Source organism: Pontivivens nitratireducens (assembly GCF_014235845.1).
Lineage (GTDB): Bacteria > Pseudomonadota > Alphaproteobacteria > Rhodobacterales > Rhodobacteraceae > Pontivivens > Pontivivens nitratireducens.
The window spans coordinates 93569-111451 of the sequence record NZ_JACJUQ010000001.1; the positions used below are offsets into that span (position 1 = coordinate 93569).

General features: G+C 64.2%; 18 protein-coding genes. 7 read left to right on the forward strand and 11 right to left on the reverse strand.

Translation table 11 applies throughout. The features are described from left to right. Window positions 1–13 precede the first annotated feature (13 nt). Window positions 14–718: an NYN domain-containing protein gene (locus tag H1S03_RS00500; RefSeq protein WP_166192964.1), complete on the forward strand. Its 705-nt coding sequence runs from the start codon at window positions 14–16 to the stop codon at window positions 716–718. A 100-nt stretch (window positions 719–818) separates the two neighbouring features. Here H1S03_RS00500 and H1S03_RS00505 read toward each other — a convergent pair whose 3' ends face one another. The 4 genes from H1S03_RS00505 to H1S03_RS00520 all read right to left on the reverse strand — a co-directional run bounded on the left by H1S03_RS00505 (window position 819) and on the right by H1S03_RS00520 (window position 3469). Beyond that, the gene (locus tag H1S03_RS00505) at window positions 819–1748 is read right to left on the reverse strand and encodes an electron transfer flavoprotein subunit alpha/FixB family protein (protein WP_185802684.1); all 930 of its coding nucleotides are present in this window, start codon (window positions 1746–1748) and stop codon (window positions 819–821) included. A gap of 1 nt (window position 1749) precedes the next feature. Further along, window positions 1750–2511, reverse strand: a complete 762-nt coding sequence (locus H1S03_RS00510; RefSeq protein WP_185802685.1) for an electron transfer flavoprotein subunit beta/FixA family protein — start codon at window positions 2509–2511, stop codon at window positions 1750–1752. 179 nt (window positions 2512–2690) lie between these two features. After that, window positions 2691–3263, reverse strand: a complete 573-nt coding sequence (locus H1S03_RS00515) for a cob(I)yrinic acid a,c-diamide adenosyltransferase (protein WP_185802686.1) — start codon at window positions 3261–3263, stop codon at window positions 2691–2693. Beyond that, window positions 3263–3469 carry a twin transmembrane helix small protein gene (locus H1S03_RS00520; protein WP_185802687.1) on the reverse strand — a complete coding sequence of 69 codons (207 nt, stop codon included), beginning with the start codon at window positions 3467–3469 and terminating at the stop codon, window positions 3263–3265. Before H1S03_RS00520 ends, H1S03_RS00515 begins: the two co-directional genes overlap by 1 nt. 135 nt (window positions 3470–3604) lie before the next feature. Between H1S03_RS00520 and parC the strand changes: the two genes are divergently transcribed. From parC to H1S03_RS00535, 3 genes are read left to right on the forward strand one after another with little or no spacing between them, the layout of a single operon-like run. Next, a complete protein-coding gene (parC, locus tag H1S03_RS00525; RefSeq protein ID WP_185802688.1) occupies window positions 3605–5917 on the forward strand; it encodes a DNA topoisomerase IV subunit A in 2313 nt (770 codons plus the stop codon). 16 nt (window positions 5918–5933) lie between these two features. Then, on the forward strand, window positions 5934–7130 hold the full coding sequence (locus H1S03_RS00530; RefSeq protein WP_185802689.1) for a DUF898 family protein: 1197 nt from the start codon (window positions 5934–5936) through the stop codon (window positions 7128–7130). Next, a complete protein-coding gene (locus H1S03_RS00535; RefSeq protein WP_185802690.1) occupies window positions 7130–8239 on the forward strand; it encodes a M48 family metallopeptidase in 1110 nt (369 codons plus the stop codon). The genes H1S03_RS00530 and H1S03_RS00535 overlap by 1 nt, the downstream gene beginning before the upstream one ends. Here the strand turns inward: H1S03_RS00535 and H1S03_RS00540 are convergent. The 5 genes from H1S03_RS00540 to H1S03_RS00560 are packed head-to-tail and all read right to left on the reverse strand — an operon-like array spanning window position 8236 to window position 11693. Next, the gene (locus H1S03_RS00540) at window positions 8236–8946 is read right to left on the reverse strand and encodes a hypothetical protein (protein ID WP_185802691.1); all 711 of its coding nucleotides are present in this window, start codon (window positions 8944–8946) and stop codon (window positions 8236–8238) included. The two genes, H1S03_RS00535 and H1S03_RS00540, sit on opposite strands and share 4 nt — an antisense overlap. Beyond that, entirely contained in the window at window positions 8943–9428 is a 486-nt protein-coding gene (nusB, locus tag H1S03_RS00545) for a transcription antitermination factor NusB (RefSeq protein ID WP_166192938.1), read from the reverse strand. Before nusB ends, H1S03_RS00540 begins: the two co-directional genes overlap by 4 nt. A 1-nt stretch (window position 9429) precedes the next feature. Further along, a complete protein-coding gene (locus H1S03_RS00550; RefSeq protein WP_185802692.1) occupies window positions 9430–9972 on the reverse strand; it encodes a 6,7-dimethyl-8-ribityllumazine synthase in 543 nt (180 codons plus the stop codon). Window position 9973: 1 nt separating this feature from the next. Further along, window positions 9974–11074: a 3,4-dihydroxy-2-butanone-4-phosphate synthase gene (ribB, locus tag H1S03_RS00555; RefSeq protein ID WP_166192932.1), complete on the reverse strand. Its 1101-nt coding sequence runs from the start codon at window positions 11072–11074 to the stop codon at window positions 9974–9976. Window positions 11075–11084: 10 nt separating this feature from the next. Beyond that, the gene (locus H1S03_RS00560) at window positions 11085–11693 is read right to left on the reverse strand and encodes a riboflavin synthase (protein ID WP_185802693.1); all 609 of its coding nucleotides are present in this window, start codon (window positions 11691–11693) and stop codon (window positions 11085–11087) included. A gap of 140 nt (window positions 11694–11833) precedes the next feature. Here H1S03_RS00560 and H1S03_RS00565 point away from each other — a divergent pair, with 140 nt between their 5' ends. From H1S03_RS00565 to H1S03_RS00575, 3 genes are all read left to right on the forward strand, one after another. Further along, the gene (locus H1S03_RS00565; RefSeq protein ID WP_185802694.1) at window positions 11834–13120 is read left to right on the forward strand and encodes a capsule polysaccharide biogenesis protein; all 1287 of its coding nucleotides are present in this window, start codon (window positions 11834–11836) and stop codon (window positions 13118–13120) included. Window positions 13121–13208: 88 nt separating this feature from the next. Then, window positions 13209–14345, forward strand: a complete 1137-nt coding sequence (locus tag H1S03_RS00570; RefSeq protein ID WP_185802695.1) for a polysaccharide biosynthesis/export family protein — start codon at window positions 13209–13211, stop codon at window positions 14343–14345. Window positions 14346–14348: 3 nt separating this feature from the next. Beyond that, window positions 14349–16241: a capsule polysaccharide biogenesis protein gene (locus tag H1S03_RS00575; RefSeq protein WP_221892548.1), complete on the forward strand. Its 1893-nt coding sequence runs from the start codon at window positions 14349–14351 to the stop codon at window positions 16239–16241. On the opposite strand, the gene ribD is transcribed toward H1S03_RS00575, so the two are convergent. Beyond that, complete coding sequence (gene ribD / locus H1S03_RS00580; protein WP_185802697.1) at window positions 16219–17319, reverse strand: bifunctional diaminohydroxyphosphoribosylaminopyrimidine deaminase/5-amino-6-(5-phosphoribosylamino)uracil reductase RibD; 1101 nt, start codon at window positions 17317–17319, stop codon at window positions 16219–16221. The genes H1S03_RS00575 and ribD overlap by 23 nt on opposite strands. Next, window positions 17312–17788, reverse strand: coding sequence for a transcriptional regulator NrdR (nrdR, locus tag H1S03_RS00585; RefSeq protein WP_166192914.1), 477 nt, complete (start codon window positions 17786–17788; stop codon window positions 17312–17314). The genes ribD and nrdR overlap by 8 nt, the downstream gene beginning before the upstream one ends. Window positions 17789–17883: the final 95 nt, after the last annotated feature.

Sequence of the window (17883 nt, forward strand, 5' to 3'; positions counted from 1 at the left end):
TACTGGTGTAATCATGGCTGACTCCCTCAAACTCGCGGTTCTGATTGACGCGGACAACACGAATCACAATGTCGCACAGGCGCTGTTCGATGAAATCGCACGCCTGGGTGAGGCGAATGTGCGCCGTATCTACGGTGATTATACCCGATCCGAAATGCAGGGGTGGGAGAAGAAGCTTGCCACGCATGCGCTGATCCCGACGCATCAGCCGGCATATGTGAAGGGGAAAAACGCCTCTGACATCACGATGGTGATCGATGCGATGGACCTGCTGCACAAGGGCAATGTGGACGGGTTCTGCCTGATCTCCTCCGACAGTGATTTCACCCGTCTTGCGCAACGGATCAAGGAGGAGGGCGCAGTCGTCTACGGCTTTGGCGAGCAGAAGACTCCCGAAGCGTTCCGCGCGGCCTGCACCCGTTTCATTTACAACGAAAACCTGATGAATGGCGCGGCCGATGCGGGCACGCCTGAACGGCGCAAGACGCAGGCACCCTCCGCCGCCGTGCCGATCATCCGGTCCGCGATGGCGGAGCTTGAGGGTGAGGACGACTGGGTGTCGCTCGGCGTATTGGGACAGCGGATCAGCAATGCCCGCCCGGATTTCGACGCGCGGACCTATGGGTGCCCCAGCCTGTCCAAACTGGTGCAGAAGACCGGCGCGTTCGAGTTGAGCCGCGACACCGGCAACCACGTGGTCGTGCGTCGGATAGACTGATCCGCACTTGCCTGAACTGCGGTCGCCATTCGGAGAACCTGACCACAAAAGAAAAGGGGGCGCCAGTTGGCGCCCCGTTCCGTCTGATGGTTCTAACGGATCAGGAGAGAGCCTTCTCCAACTCGGGCACGGCGTCGAACAGGTCTGCGACAAGGCCATAATCCGCAACCTGGAAGATCGGTGCTTCCTCGTCCTTGTTGATCGCAACGATGATCTTGGAATCCTTCATCCCGGCCAGATGCTGGATCGCACCCGAGATGCCGATCGCGATGTAGAGGTCCGGCGCCACGACCTTGCCGGTCTGGCCGACCTGCCAGTCATTGGGGGCGTAGCCCGAATCGACCGCCGCGCGCGAGGCACCTACAGCCGCGCCCAGTTTGTCCGCCAGCTTCTCGACGATGGCGAAGTTTTCCTCCGACCCCACGCCGCGTCCGCCGGAGACGACGATCTTGGCCGAGGTCAGATCGGGGCGATCGCTCTCGGCGATCTTGTCCTCGACCCATTCGGATAGCCCGGATGCTGCCGGTGCGTCGACCGTCTCGACAGGGGCGGAGCCACCGGCGCCCGCCGCATCGAAGGTCGAGGTGCGGATCGTCACGACCTTGGTCGCGTCGGAAGACTTCACGGTCTGGATGGCATTGCCCGCGTAGATCGGACGCTCGAACGTATCGGCATCGACGACGCCTGACACGTCGGAGATCACCATGACGTCCAGCAGGGCCGCGACGCGCGGCATGATGTTTTTCGCATCCGTGGTCGCGGGGGCAAGGATGTGGGAATAATCCCCGGCCAGCGACACGATCAGATCCGCCGTCGCCTCGGCCAGGCGGTGACCCAGCGATGCGTCCTCCGCGACCAGGACTTTGGCTACACCGTCGATGGTCGCGGCGGTTTCACCCGCTGCGGCGGCAGAGGCGCCCGCGCACAGAACCGTCACATCGCCCAGCGATTTCGCGGCCGTGACAGCCTTCGCGGTGGCGTCCATGGACAGTTCGCCAGAATTGACTTCTGCAAGAAGAAGAACGGCCATATCAGATGACTCCCGCTTCGTTTTTCAGTTTTCCGATCAGTTCCTCGACGGATTCGACCATGACACCTGCCGACCGCTCGGGCGGTTCGGTGGTCTTGACGACACTCAACCGGGCGGCGACATCCACGCCGTAATCGGCGGGGGTCTTTTCCTCCAACGGCTTTTTCTTGGCCTTCATGATGTTGGGCAGCGAGGCGTAGCGCGGCTCGTTCAGGCGCAGATCGACGGTAACGATTGTGGGCATCTTGACCTTGATGGTCTGAAGACCGCCATCGACCTCCCGCGTGACGACGGCGCTGTCGCCCTCGATCGCCAGTTCGGATGCGAAGGTCGCCTGCGACCAGCCCAGCAGCGCCGACAGCATCTGACCGGTGGCGTTCATGTCATTGTCGATTGCCTGCTTGCCGGCGATGACCAGATCAGGCTCTTCCTCCTTCACCACTGCGGCGAGCAGTTTGGCGACGGCGAGCGGTTCGATATCGTTGTGAACATCGTCGGAGGCATTGATCAGGATCGCGCGATCCGCACCCATGGCCAGCGCAGTGCGCAACGTTTCCTGCGACTGCTTCACACCGATGGAAACGACGACGACTTCCTCGACCGTACCCTTTTCACGCAGGCGGATCGCCTCTTCGACGGCAATTTCGTCGAACGGGTTCATCGACATCTTTACATTGGCGAGATCGACGCCGCTGCCATCCGCCTTCACACGGACTTTAACGTTATAGTCGATCACGCGCTTGACCGGTACCAGGACCTTCATTGCGTCTCTCCACTGCTAGGGCCGGATTGCCCGGCGACTCTTTCGCTGCCTGTTTAACGGGGGCTTTCCCGCGCGACCATGGCAAATGCGATGTTTTCATATGCAAACGCGCACGAATATGTCGCGCCCGTCCTCAGGATCTCGTGTTGGATCGCGCATAGGTCAAATTCAACGTCACGTCAGCGGTTCGCTCCCGGCACCCACAAAACGTCGTCGCGCCCGTCATCGTTGGCGATCCGGCCTGCGACGAAGAACCAGTCGCTCAACCTGTTGAGATATTTTACCGCCGCTGGATTGACCGCCTCCGCCGCGGCCAGTTCCACGACCAGACGTTCCGCGCGCCGGGCCACGGTGCGGCACATATGCATCTGCGCTGCCAGCGCCGACCCACCGGGCAGGATGAAACTGCGCAGGGGGTCCAGGCGGGCGTTCATAGCGTCGATCTCTCGCTCCAGCCGGTCCACCTGGGCGGCGACCATGCGCAGGGGGGGGTATTCACGCTCCGTGTCCTGCTCCATATCGGGGGTGCACAGGTCCGCGCCCAGATCGAACAGGTCGTTCTGGATGGCGGACAGCATGGTATCCATGTCGCCCTGCGCGACCTGCCGGGCCAGACCGACGGTGGCGTTGACCTCATCCACCGTGCCATAGGCGTTGACCCGGTGCGAATGTTTTGCGACCCGCGTTCCGTTGCCCAGGGCGGTTTCGCCGGCATCGCCGGTGCGGGTGTAGATCTTGTTGAGAACGACCATCAGCTTCCTCCGCGTGCGATCCAGACGCCGATCACGATGATGATTACGGCGACGAACTGCAACAAGATCCGCAGGCGCATGATCTTGTTGGCATATTTCTTGTTGAAATCGCCGCCCTTGGCAAAGCCGCCGACGCCGATGAGAAGGACGACAAGTACCGCCAAGCAGGCAATGCCGATCACGTAGAGTAAGGGTCCCTGTACCATGCCCCATCAGTTAGCTTTCCCGGGCACACATGCAAAGGGGCCATCGCGTCGCGGGCAGGTATTTGGCGGGCGCGATCATGTGAGGCGTGGCGTTTGGCACTTTACCGTCCTGTAGCGCCGCCATAGACCTTGTGCATGGCAGATATCGACGACATGACAGACGGCCCGGCGGATGCGAACGGCGGGCATATCACTTCGGAACCGCTCGCCCGGGCGATCGGGGACCGTTACCTGCAATATGCGCTGAGCACGATCATGCACCGCGCATTGCCCGATGCGCGCGACGGGTTGAAGCCCGTTCACCGTCGTATCCTCTACGCGATGCGCGGCTTGCGGCTGGACCCGAACGGCGCGTTTCGCAAATGCGCCAAGATCGTGGGTGAGGTGATGGGCAACTATCACCCGCATGGCGATCAGTCGATTTACGACGCCCTCGCGCGGTTGGCGCAGGATTTCAACGTCCGCTATCCGATGGTGGACGGGCAGGGGAACTTCGGCAACGTGGACGGCGACAACCCCGCCGCCCAGCGATACACCGAGGCCCGCATGACCGCCGCCGCTGTCGCGATGATGCACGGTCTGGCCGAAAACGCCGTCGATTTCCGCCCCAATTACGACGGTTCCGAAAGCGAGCCGGAGGTGCTGCCCGCCGCCTTTCCCAACCTGCTGGCGAACGGGTCCACCGGCATTGCCGTGGGCATGGCAACCAACATTCCGCCGCACAATGTAAGCGAGGTGATCGACGCCGCGCTCTACCTCATCAAGACGCCGAACGCGGGCATCGAAAAGCTGGTGGAGTTCATCCCCGGTCCCGATTTCCCCACCGGCGGCACCATCGTTGAGGCCCCCGCCGCCATCCGCGACGCCTACGCCACCGGGCGCGGTGCCTTTCGCCTGCGCGCCGTCTGGGATGTGGAGGAGCTGGGCCGTGGCCAGTGGCAGATCGTCGTCACCGAAATCCCCTATCAGGTACAGAAATCCAAGCTGATCGAGCGGATCGCGGACCTGATAAACTCCAAGAAACTGCCGATCCTCGCCGATATCCGGGATGAGAGCGCCGAGGATATCCGCATCGTTCTGGAACCGCGCGCGAAAACGGTGGAGCCGTCAACCTTGATGGAGGCGCTGTTTCGCCAGTCGGATCTGGAAACGCGCTTCTCGCTCAACATGAACGTGCTGATCGACGGCCGCACGCCGCAGGTCTGCAACCTGCGTGAGGTGCTGCGCGCCTTTCTCGACCATCAGCGGGACGTGCTGCTGCGTCGCTCGCGCCACCGGCTGGAGAAGATCGCCCACCGGCTCGAAGTGCTCGAAGGCTACATCACCGCCTATCTCAACCTGGATCGGGTGATCGAGATCATCCGCACCGAGGATGAGCCGAAACCCGTGATGATGGCGGAATTCGAGCTGACCGACGTTCAGGCCGAGGCGATCCTCAACATGCGCCTGCGGTCCCTGCGCAAGCTGGAGGAGATGGAGCTGCGCAAGGAACGCGACGCCCTGATCGCGGAGCGTGCGGAGCTGGAGGAGATGCTCGCCTCGGACGATCTGCAATGGGGTCGGATCTCCGACCAGCTTCGCGACACGCGCAAGACCTTCGGCGCGCCGGCGAAGTACAAGGGCCTGACCGCCGCCGAAAGCCTCGCCGATATGAAGCGGGCCGATGGGGCCGACTATCCCACAGGTGCACGTCGCACCGGCTTTGCGGATGCGCCCGTCGTCGCGGATATCCCCCTGGAGGCGATGATAGACCGTGAGCCGATCACCGTCGTCTGCTCCGAAATGGGTTGGATCAGGGCGATGAAGGGGCATATCGCCCTCGATTCCGAGCTGAAGTTCAAGGATGGCGACGGCCCGCGCTTCATCTTCCACGCCGAAACCACGGACCGGCTTGTGATGTTCGGCACGAACGGGCGGTTCTACACCCTGTCCGCCGCCAGCCTGCCCGGCGGGCGCGGCATGGGCGAACCCGTGCGCCTGATGGTCGATCTGCCGAACGAAGCGGAGGCGCTGGCCCTGTTCAAACACGACCCCGCGCGCAAGCTGTTGGTTGCGTCCTCCGCCGGGGATGGCTTCATCGTGCCCGAGGCTGAGGTGATCGCGCAAACCCGGTCGGGCAAGCAGGTGCTGAACGTGCGCGATGCGAAGGCGATCGTGTGCAAGCCGATCCAGGGCGATCACGTCGCCGTCGTGGGCGAAAATCGAAAGGTTCTGGTCTTCGGTCTGGACGAATTGCCCGAAATGGTGCGGGGCAAGGGCGTCAGGCTGCAAAAGTACAAAGATGGCGGCCTGTCTGACGCGATCACCTTCACCCTGTCCGACGGGCTGCAATGGAAGGAAAGCGGCGGGCGCACCCGCACGCAATCCGATCTGACGGACTGGATCGGCAAACGGGCGGGCACGGGCCGCATGGCCCCGCGCGGGTTCCCCCGCAACAACATGTTCTGAGCCGAAACGAGGCCACATGACGATTGCAGCCGCCCGCGCCCCAACCGATTCAGCGCCGAGCTATCACGGCAGCGGCGCTGCGCTGTTCTGGCTGATGGTGCGCACGACGATCTACAGCCTTCTGACGCTGGGGATCTATCGGTTCTGGCAGCGCACGAAGATGCGCCAGCATTTCTGGAACGGAATCCGGGTCGGCGGCAGCCCGCTGGAATATACCGGTACGGGGTTGGAAAAGCTGCTGGGCTTTCTGATCGCGGTGGTCTTTCTGGCGGTCTATCTGGGGCTGTTCCAGATCGGTTTCTTCTTTCTGGGTCTGCAACTGTCAGGGGGGTCCGAACTGGTCGGGCTGTTCACCTCCCTGCCGGTGGTGCCGTTGATCTACTACGCGCAATACCGCTCTCGTCGATATGTGCTGTCGCGTACGCAACTTCGCGGTATCCGCTTCGCGATGGATCGGGATGCGCTGGGTTATGTCTGGCGGGCGCTGGGGCATCTGTTGCTGACGGCGATGACGCTGGGCGTGCTGTATCCACGGATGCATTGGTATCTGGAGAGGTACAAGGCCAACCGCACCTGCTACGGCGATGTGCGACTGTTGCAGGGCGGACGCTGGCAGATGCTGATGCGGCCCTGGTCGGCGGTGATTGCGACCCTGATCCTTCCGTTTGTCGCCGCAGCGGTTTTCGTGGCTCTGGACAATGGGTTTCTGGCCGGGTTGAGCTTGCTGGCCCTGCTCGCCGCGCCGATTGCGTGGATCCACTACACCGTTTCGTCCTTCAGGATCCTGACCGATACGAAAAGCGCTGCGGGCATGTCGTTCATGTCCCGCGCGCGCACCGGCAGTGTGATCGCGATCTATCTGCTGGGATATCTGCTGATCGGGGTCATCGTATTCCTTGTGACGACGACCTTGATGAGCGGTGCCGCCGTCGTGACGGGCGAGGTGTTGAAGATGCCGAGAGATCTTGACGGTCTGGCCGATTTGCTGCCCTTCGTGACGTTCTGGGTGGTGATGCTGGGCTATCTGGCCCTGTTCCTCATGTGGTCGGCGTTGAATGCGGTCTTCATCACGCAGCCGTTGCTGGCGCACTATGTCACGACCCTGACGATCCACAACGCGGACGAAATCGACACCGTGCGTCAGCGCGAGCAGGACGATTTCGTGGAGGCCGAGGGCTTCGCTGACGCGCTGGATGTAGGGGGCGCATTCTGATGATGGCCAAGGGGCGGTATTTCGACGGACACGCGGCGCGCGGTCGGCCGGTGGATCTGACGCTGGGCACCTCCACGCTGGCGATCAGCGATTCCGATACGGGGCGTGTGATCGTCGCATGGCCGTTCGCGGATTTGCGTGCGCTGCCCGGCGGGGTCAAGGACGGCATGTTTACGCTGGCCCGGATGAAGGAAGCGGCCCGTGTCGAATGCAGCGACGCGGCCCTGTTGCGTGACCTGCGCCGTCAGGTGCGCGGTTTGACGCGCGGCCCGGCCCGGCGGCGCGGCGCAGGGCGTGTGGCGCTGTGGGCGGGTGCCGCGGTGGGGGCGCTGGCGCTGATGATCTTCGGTCTGGTGCCGCGTCTGGCGGAGAGGTTGACCGTACTGATCGATCCTCAGGTTGAAATCGCGATGGGCGATCAGGTTCGCGCCCGGCTTGGCGATATCTCCCCCATGCTGCTGGACGATCGGGCGCGGGCCTGCGTCGATCCTGCGGGGCAGAAGGCGCTGGACCGCATGGTCGCGCGGATCAGCCGCAATCTGGACCTGCCCTATCCCCTGCGAGTGGAGGTTTGGGACGCGAACATGGTCAACGCGATTACGCTGCCCGGCGGACGCATCATCTTCTTCAACGACCTGATCCAGCAATCCGACACGGCGGAGGAAGTCGCCGGCGTTCTGGCGCATGAGATCGGGCACGTCGCACATCGCGACGGCCTGCGGCTCAGCCTGCGGGCGGCGGGATCTGCGGGATTGCTGGGCCTGATCGTGGGGGATGCGACAGGCGGGGCCGCCGCCGTGATCGCCGCGGAACAACTTCTCAACGCATCCTATACGCGCGGGGCGGAGACGGCGGCTGATGGCTTTGCCTTCGATCTGCTGGACGGGGCGAATGTCGATGTTTCAGCCTTTGCCGGGTTTTTCGAGAAGATCGGCCAGCAAGCAGGTGAGCCGCCCGCCATCATGGAGCATTTTGCCACCCATCCCGATCTGGACTTGCGCGCGCAACAGGCGCGCGATCATGGGAATACAGGCCCGATCCGCCCCGTGTTAACCCCGGAGCAATGGTCGGACCTGCGCAATATCTGCGACAGCACGCGGCGGCTTTAGGCTTCGTCAGCGACCAGTTGTCCGTAGATCTCCGTGGTGAAGATGGCAAAGAAGGCCAGCACCAGTGAGGATACGACTGTGTTGATCGCCAGCAATGCACCGATGCTGCTTCCGACCACGCCGATAACGGCACCCGATACCATCATCGCCGCGAACAGCAGCGCGATCGTGCCGGTGAAGCTGAACGCGATCCGCCAGCGACGCCCGCGGCTCATCTCGATGCATCGCATCAGAGCCTCGAATCCGCGCCCCTCGATCACGATGACAGGGACCAGTACAGCGAAGATACCAAAGGCATAGATGCCCGGAAAAATCAGCAGCATAAGGCCGAGCCCGACCACCACGCCGACGACAATGGACAACAGGAACAGCGGCAGGATCATCTGGGCGGCGCGGTTGATATAGGCCATGGGGTGTGGCGGCGCACCGCGCATCACGTCCCACGCGGCCAGATGCAGCACCGCAGACAACGCGCTGAGGATGATCTGGCTGAACAGACCCCACAGCACCATGCCCGAGGTCAGGTTGATGACCGCTTCATCGCCGTCGCCCTGTATCGTCGCGCCATAGACGGTGTATTCAATCCCGAACAACACCGCCTCGATCACCGTCACGGCTACGATCCCGGCAAATGCCAGCGTAAAGAACAGCAGGAAGTTTTCACGCAACAGCGAGAATGCTCTGCGATACGCCAGCATCACGTTCATTCGAACGCCTCCGGCTTCATCTCGCGTGCCATGTGATCCAGCACGGCGTTGACGAATTTGGGTTCCTTTCCATCGGAAAAGAACGCCTTGGCCACATCGACATATTCAGTGATGACCACACGCGGCGGGGTGGAGGAGGCGAGGATCTCCGCCCCGGCGGCCCGGAACAGGGCGCGCAGGGTGGGGTCGATACGGCCCAGTGGCCAGCGTTGGACCAACGCGCGATCCGTCGCCTTGTCGATATCGCCCTGACGATCCAGCGCGTCGGACAGCGTCTTGCGAAACAGATCGACATCACCCTCGCTATAGGTCTCACCATCCAGTTCCGCCCCAAATCGGTGGGTTTCGAACTGCTCGCGCACCTCGGGCATGGGCTGGCCGGACTGCTCCATCTGGAACAGCGCCTGCACGGCGAACAGGCGCGAGGTGGAGCGCATCTGCCGCTTTTCCTCGCGGCTGGGTTTGGGAACGGGTCTGGGCATGTCAGGCAGTGTCCTTCGGTGCGGGCATTCCCGCCATGAGTATATCGTCGCGCGGGTCACCGACAGGGGCGGGCGCATGGTATTCACGGTCGATGGCAATCAGGTGAAGGGCGGCAATGGCTGCGCCCGCGCCCTTGTTCATCTGCGCAGGGTCCGCACGTTCGACCGCTTGATCCATGTTTTCCACAGTCAGGATGCCGTTGCCGATGCAAATCCCGTCCAGGCCCAGCAGGGTGATCGCGCGGGAGCTGTCGTTGCACACCGTCTCGTAATGGGTGGTCGCGCCCCGGATCACGCATCCCAGCGCGACGAAGCCGTCATAGCGATGCGAGCGGCTGACGAGGCGGATCGCGGTCGGAATTTCCAGCGCGCCGGGAACCTCGATCGCGTCGCAGGTCGCACCGGCATTCGCGATCGCGGTTTTCGCGCCTTCGATCATCCAGTCGGCAATGCCGCGATAGAAGGGGGCCGTGACCAGCAACAGATGCGGGGCAGGGGTCAGGCGCGGGGCGGCCATGCTGAAATGTTCCTCGTGGCTCGCCATGTCAGACCTCCTGACCCTTGTCCGGGATCGGTTGCGTTCCGGCGATGCTCAGCCCGTATCCCTCAAGCCCGACAACCTTGGGCGTGGCGGAGTTCGTGAGCAGAACCAGCTCATGCACCCCCAGCGCATTGAGGATCTGCGCCCCGGTCCCGTAATTGCGCAGCGTCTGGTGCGAGACTTCGTCACCCATCGCCATCTTGGCGGACATGTCGCGCAGCAGGACGATCACGCCGCGGCCTTCCTCCCCGATGATCTTCATCGCCTGTTCCAACTGGTGCGCGCGGCCCGGAACCAGCGCCAGCATATCCTCCAGCGGGTTTGCGGAATGCATCCGCACCTTGACCGGGCCGGAGGTGACATCGCCCTTGGTCAGCGCGATATGCTCCGCCCCGCCGGTCACGTCCGAGAAGACGCGCAGGGTCCAGTCGCCGCCGTATTCCGATGTGACATCGCGGGTCGCGATCTGCCGCACCAGATTGTCATGTCGCCGGCGATAGGCGATCAGGTCGCTGATGGTGCCGATTTTCAGCCCGTGCGTCTGGGCGAAGCCGATCAGATCGGGCAACCGGGCCATTTCGCCATCATCCTTCATGATCTCGCAGATCACGCCAGATGGGTCGAGCCCGGCAAGTCGGGAAATATCGGTCGCGGCCTCGGTATGACCGGCGCGGATCAGAACGCCGCCCGCGCGGGCGCGCAGGGGAAAGACGTGGCCGGGCGTGGCGATGTCCTGTGGGCCGCTCTCGGGGTCGATGGCGACCTTGACGGTCTGCGCCCGGTCGGCGGCGGAGATGCCGGTCGTCACCCCCTCACGCGCCTCGATCGAGACGGTGAATGCGGTTTCGTGCCGCGAAGAATTGCTCTGCGCCATCATCGGCAGGCCCAGTGCGTCCAGCCGTTCCCCCGACAGGGTCAGACAGATCAGCCCGCGTCCGTGCGTCGCCATGAAGTTGATCGCGGCGGCATCGGCATGAACGGCGGGGATCACCAGATCCCCCTCGTTCTCACGATCCTCATGATCGACGAGGATAAACATCCGCCCCGCCTTGGCGTCGGCGATGATATCCTCCACGGGGGAGATGACGTCGGCGTAGTCGGTCATGTGCCGTCCTTCAGTTTCTGGCCTGAATGTCGTTCAGGCGGGCGACATAGCGCGCCAGCGTGTCGATCTCCAGATTGATCATATCGCCGGTCGTGACGTCACCCCAGGTGGTTTGTTGCTTTGTGTGGGGAATGAAGTTGATTCCGAAATCGCAGCCATCGACATCGTTCACGGTCAGCGAGGTGCCGTTCAGCGCGACGGAGCCCTTGGGCGCGATGAACTTCGCCAGGTGCACGGGCGCGCGCAGGGTGACGCGGGTGCTCTCCCCCTCATCCTCGATGCGGATCACCTCGGCCAAGCCATCGACATGGCCTGAAACGATGTGCCCGCCCAGCTCGTCACCGACCTTCAAGGCGCGTTCCAGGTTCAGCCGCTTGCCCTCAGCCCAGGTGCCGGCCGTGGTCTTGTCGATGCTTTCGGCGCTGATGGTCACGTCGAACCAGTTCTGGCCGGCGGCCGCCCCACGGTCCACCACTGTCAGGCAACAGCCGTCACAGGCGATGGACGCGCCCAAATCTATTCCCTGAACGTCATAGCTGGTCGCGATGCGCACATGCAGATCACCCCGCATTTGCGCAGAGGCGACCCGTCCTATATCCGTAACGATACCGGTAAACATTGCACCGTGCCTCACTATCTGCCGTCTTCGGGATCGACAGCTATGCCCGGCACGCCCGATTGGCAAGATGATTGGCACGATGACCGACGCGTGCAGCACCGCAATCATGCGTGTCTCGGCAGGGGGATGACGGCCAGAATATGCGACATTTTCTGCTTCTTCAGGGGCCGCACGGACCATTCTACGCCAATTTGGCCGACAAGTTGCGGATCGCCGGGCATGAGGTCTGCCGCGTCGCCTTCAATGCCGGTGATTGCTTCGAATGGGGGCGCAGGCCGGGCCTGCTGCGCTATCGCGATCCGCCGAATGAATTTCCCGACTGGCTGAAGACGCGGATCGCGGAGCGCGGCATAACGGACCTGATCCTGTACGGCGATCACCGCTGGATGCACCGCGCCGCCGTCACGACCGCGAAACAGGTAGGTACACGTCTGCATTTTCTGGAGGAAGGCTATCTGCGGCCGCACTGGATCACGTATGAGCGTGAGGGTGTGAACGGGGGGTCGTGCCTGATGAACATGACGATCGAGCATGTTCAGGCCCTGGCAGACGCCATCCCCGATCGCGATCGCCCCGCGCCGGACCAGTGGGGCGCGATGGGGCGACACCTGTTTCATGGTCTGCGTTATCATCAGGCCGTGGCGCGCGGGGCGCGGGACTGGCCTGCCACACCTGCGGCGCGTGATATCCCCCTGCGGCAGGAGGGCCGCCACGCCCTGCGCGCGCTGATCGACCTGCCGGCCCGCGCGCAACGCCGTCGCTGGGCGGAACGGCGTCTGCACAACAGCGGCGCGCCCTATCACGTCGCATTGCTGCAACTGGGCCATGACGCTTCGGTACAGGCGCACAGCCCCTATTCGGACATGACGAGCTATATGCAGGACGTTGCCGCCGCCTTCGCGCAGGGGGCTCCCTCCCACCACCATCTGGTGTTCAAACTGCATCCCTTCGAGGATGGGCGTGAGGGGTTGCACAAGGTCGCACGCCGGGTAGCGGTCAATTCGGGCCTGACAGGCAGGGTGCATCTGCTGGAGGGGGAGCGTCTGGCCTCCCTTCTCGACACGGCGGACAGCGTGGTCACGGTCAATTCGACCGCCGCGCAACAGGCGCTGTGGCGCAATCTGCCGGTTCACGCCTCGGGGCAGGCCATCTTCGCGAAGCGGGGGCTGGTCTCGCAGCAATCCTTGCGCGACTTCTTCGCGGACCCGATGCCGCCCGATCACGACGCCTATCTGACCTTTCGTCGGATGCTGCTGGCCACGTCGCAGATCAAGGGCGGGTTCTATACACGGTCGGGCCGCGCCACCTTGCTGCGCGCTCTGGTGGACCGGATCCTGGCGGAGGAAGGGCCCTATGCGGTTCTGGACCGCGACCTTGCGGCCACAGAGGCGATCATTCTCCCACTGCGTCGGGGCGAACGGGCATAAAGCGTTTGGACCGGGCGATGCGCACACGGTAGGGTGCAGGCAGACCGGCATCAGCCGGCATGACACCGGACGGGCAGAGGATTTTCGCATGGTATTTTCCACATCGCGTGGTCTTCTGGCGCTGGGCGTCCTGATCTTTCTTTCCGCCTGCGACAGCCTGCCCCGATCCGGCCCCACGATCGACGAAATCACCGCTCAGCCCACCGATGGAAGCCCTGCGGTCGAAATCGTGCCGATCACTGAAGAAATCGCCCGCCTGACAAGGCTGGACGAGTCTCGCAGCTTCTCCCCCGCGTTCCAGAATGCATCGGTCGAGAATATCGAGCTGATCCGCCCTCTGGACGTGCTGAACATCACCGTCTGGGAAAGCGGGGAATTTCCGCTCTATGGCGGGGCCGGTGGCGGGGCCTCGGGTCTGGTGGACATGCGGGTCGGGCTGGATGGCACGTTCTTCATGCCGCAGGTCGGAACCGTTCGTGCGGCGGGCAAGACGATCGAGGGGCTGCGCCGCGAATTGACCGCGCGCATCGCCCCGATGACGCCGGAACCGCAGGTGGAACTGCGTCTGGAATCCTCGGGGACCAACACCGTTCGCATCTTCGGAAGCGAGGGCGCGCTGGGCGAGGTTCCCATCGGTCCCGGCACGCGCACCCTGACCGGCCTGATCGCGAACGCGCCATCCGCGGGTGTCAATCCGACCATTTCGCAATTGTCCATCCGGCGAGGTAATCTGGTCGAGCGGGTGTGGGTTTCGGACATCTTCAACGACCCCACACTGGATATCGCGCTGCGCGGGGGCGACGTCATCAATATCGAGCGTGATCCGCGCAGCTTCATCGCCCTGGGTGAACTGGGTGCGCAGGCACAGGTGGAATTTACCGGGCGCGACATCTCCCTGATGGAGGCCCTGGCCACGATCGGCGGCCTCAACAGTTCCACCGCCGATCCACGGGGGGTCTTTGTTCTGCGTGAGGAACGTCCGGAGGTCTATCAGCGCATCACCGGCCAGGCCACCGACGGTCCGGTGCGCACGGGCTACGTGATGGACCTGACCAAACCCGCCGCGTTCTTCGTCGCCTCGAACTTCTCGGTCCGCGATGAGGATATCATCTTCGTGTCCGAGGCACCTTACGTGCAGTTCCTCAAGATCATCGGCTCCATCACACCGCCGATCACCAGCGTGAATTCGACCGCCCAACTGCTGACCGGCGGTCTGGGCGGCTGACGCGTGCGCGGCGCGGGCGTGGACGACCTGCGCCGCCTCGGCGTGCTTTCGCTGGGATTCTGGCGGCAACGCTGGCTGCGCGATGCGCTGCGCGGGCAGGGCTGGCAGGTGGTCCCCGGCTGGCAGGACTGCGAGGCGATCGGTGTCTGGGGGCGCGGGGGCGTGGCCGCGCGCGGTATCGCGATGGCGCAGCGTCGCGGCCTTCCCCTGCTGACGATCGAGGACAGCTTCCTGCGCTCGATCCATCCCGGGCATGGTCCCGCTGCTGGCCTGATCCTCGATCCCGGTGGCGTGCATTATGACGTGACCAGTGACAGCCGGGTCGCGGCGATCCTGAACGCGGGCCCCGTGCCGGATGGGGATACGGCAGATGCGCTCGACCTGCTGCGGCACCATCGTCTGTCGAAATACAATCACTGGCCTGATCTGCCCTGTTCTGATTTGGCACATGGGGCCGTCTTGCCCGACCGCTTCGTTCTGGTCGTCGATCAGGTTGCTGGCGATGCGGCGCTGTCGGGGGCCGGGCGGGCGGATTTCGCGCAGATGCTGGCGGTCGCGCGCCAGCGCAATCCCGAAACGCCCGTTCTGGTCCGACCCCATCCATCGGGGCGGGGATTGCTGACGCCCGCGCCCGCGCTGCCCCTTGCCGTGAACCCCTGGGACATCTGGTCGAGAGTGAGTGAAGTGCACGTGCATTCCTCGCAATTGGGGCTGGAGGCGATCCTCGCCGGTCATCGCCCAGTGGTGCACGGACGCCCGATCTATGCCGGATGGGGGTTGAGCGAAGATTTGCATCCCCCCGCCGGACGAACTGCCCAACTGGACATGGCGCAGTTGTTTGCCGGTCTGATGCGCGATGCCAGCATCTGGCCCGATCCCGTGAGTGGCCGGGACCGTGGCCTGTTGCGCGCGGTGGAGGATTTGGCCGCTGTGGTGGAGGCGCATCGGCGCACGACGGGGCGCAGCAGATTGCGCAACGTCTCGGCCTGGAAGCGCGCCCGTGTGGCACGCATGCTGGGACGCACAGGTGCGCCCGTCACAGTGGGCTGGGGGCCAGATCCAACGGCGGATGCCAGGATCGAGGACGGCTTCATCCGCTCCCGCGGTCTGGGCGCGGCGCTGGTGCCGCCGGTCTCTCTGATCCATGATCGGCGCGGCATCCATTTCGACCCGACGCGCCCCTCGGATCTGGAGGCGTATATCGCTGCCAGCACCGACCTGCCAGCGGCGGCGCTGCGCCGTGCTGCCAGATTGCGTCAACGGCTGGTGGCCGGGGGCATCGGAAAATACAATCTGTCCGGGCCGTTTCCTGCATTGCCGCAGGGCCGCCGTATCCTGATCGCGGGACAGGTGTCCGGCGATGCCTCCGTCCGCTGCGGCGGCCCGAACGTGACCGATGCCGATGTGATCGCGATGGCACGTGAGGCGGAGCCGGACGCGGTGCTGTTGTACAAGCCCCATCCGGATATTGTCGCGGGTCTGCGCAGCGGCGCGCCAGCAGAGGGTGCCGACATGGTCGTCGGTCAGGTGCCCCTGCCGGCCCTGCTCGACCAAGTGGAGGGGCTGTGGACGAACACCTCCCTCGCCGGGTTCGAAGCGTTGTTGCGGGGGGTTCCGGTCACGTGCCTCGGCCTGCCGTTCTATGCCGGATGGGGGCTGACGGACGATCGCGCCGACATCTCGGTTTCGCGGCGAAGGGCCCGCCCCGATCTCGATATGCTGACCCATGCCGCGCTGATAGATTATCCGATCTATATCGACCCGCAAACGCTTCGCCGTTGCGGCCCGGAACAGGTCGTGAGCTGGTTGGAGGCAGGAGGGATGGAGCCTTCTGTGCCGCTCGCCGGACCGGGGCGAATGCTGTCGCGGCTGGTCAGATACGCCACTCGGACATGACGTCAGGCCCGATGGGCGTGCTGCGCACCAGCGTCCAGCGCGCCATGTCGGGCAGCGGCTCATCCGGCAATGCCGCGATCGAGGCGAGTGCCTCAGCGCCCATCACCAGTCCGGCATGAAAATAGACGAGCCGGTCCACCAACCCGGCGCGCAGCAGCGAGGCGGCCAGCCTTCCACCTCCCTCACACAACACGCGCGTGACGCCGTTTTCTCCCAGCAGGTCCAACAGGCCTGCCGGGATCAGGGCGCCGGTATCGTCCGTGGGACAGGCGAAGGTCAGGGCACCCAACCCCTCCCACGCCTTGCGCCGCGTCCGGTCGGCATTGCGCCGGTGCATCAGCCAGACCGGCTGCGACGGTATACTGCGGGCCAGCCGTCCCGTCAGGGGCAGGGACAGACTGCCATCCGCAATGACGCGCAAGGGGCCGGCATCGCCCAGACCCGGGATCCGCACATCCAGCATCGGATCATCCGCCCGCGCGGTACCGGCACCGATCAGCAGGGCATCGCTCTGCGCGCGCATCAGGTGCACCGCTGTGCGGGCCTCCGGCCCGGTGATCCACCGGCTTTCCCCGCGCGCGGTGGCGATCCGGCCATCCAACGAGGCGGCCATTTTCAACGTGACGAGCGGTCTGCCCGTGGCCTGTCGCATCAGGAAGCCTGCATTCGCCTCACGCGCGGTGTCGGCCATATCGTGGGCGATGACGACCTCGACCCCGGCGGCGCGCAGCCTGCGCAGTCCCTCACCCGCGACGCGTGGGTCGGGGTCCTGCATCGGCACGACCACACGGGCCACACCGGACGCGATCAGGGCATCGCAGCAGGGCGGGGTGCGGCCATGATGGGCGCAAGGCTCCAGGCTGACATAGGCAGTGGCGCCGCGTGCCGCAGGGCCGGCCTGCGCCAGTGCGATCGTTTCCGCATGTGGCCTGCCGCCCGGCTGGGTCCAGCCGCGCCCGATGATGCGGTCCCCGGCGACAATCACGCATCCCACAGCCGGGTTCGGCCAGGTCCGACCCAGTCCGCGCTGTCCCAAGCTTATCGCGTGGATCAGATGGCGGCGATCCCCCTCAAGCATCCGTATCGGGTTCGGGGGCTGGTGGACGTAATTCCTGCACGAAATCCTCGAAATCGTCGGCTTCCTGGAAATTCTTGTAGACGCTGGCGAAGCGGACATAGGCAACGGTATCGATCCGGGCGAGCGTTTCCATGACGATCTCTCCGATCGTGTCCGAGGCGATATCGCTGTCCCCCATGCTTTCAAGCCGCCGCACGATGCCGCTGATCATCTGATCGACCCGCTCCCCCTCGATCGGGCGTTTTTGCAGGGCGATGCGGATCGAGCGTTCCAGCTTGTCCCGATCGAACCCCTCACGCCGACCGTTTTTCTTCACGACCACCAGATCGCGCAGCTGCACGCGTTCATAAGTGGTGAAGCGCCCGGCGCAGGCAGGGCAGTAGCGTCGCCTGCGGATTGCGACGTGATCCTCCGCCGGACGGGAATCCTTTACCTGAGTTTCGGTATTTCCGCAAAAAGGGCAGCGCATGTGGCGAACTCCGTCCAGCAGTGCAGATTTGGCACTGCGAGCCATCGGTGGTGGTTCGTGCTACTTTGCCTGCCATGCCTAGGGGTGGCAAGGGT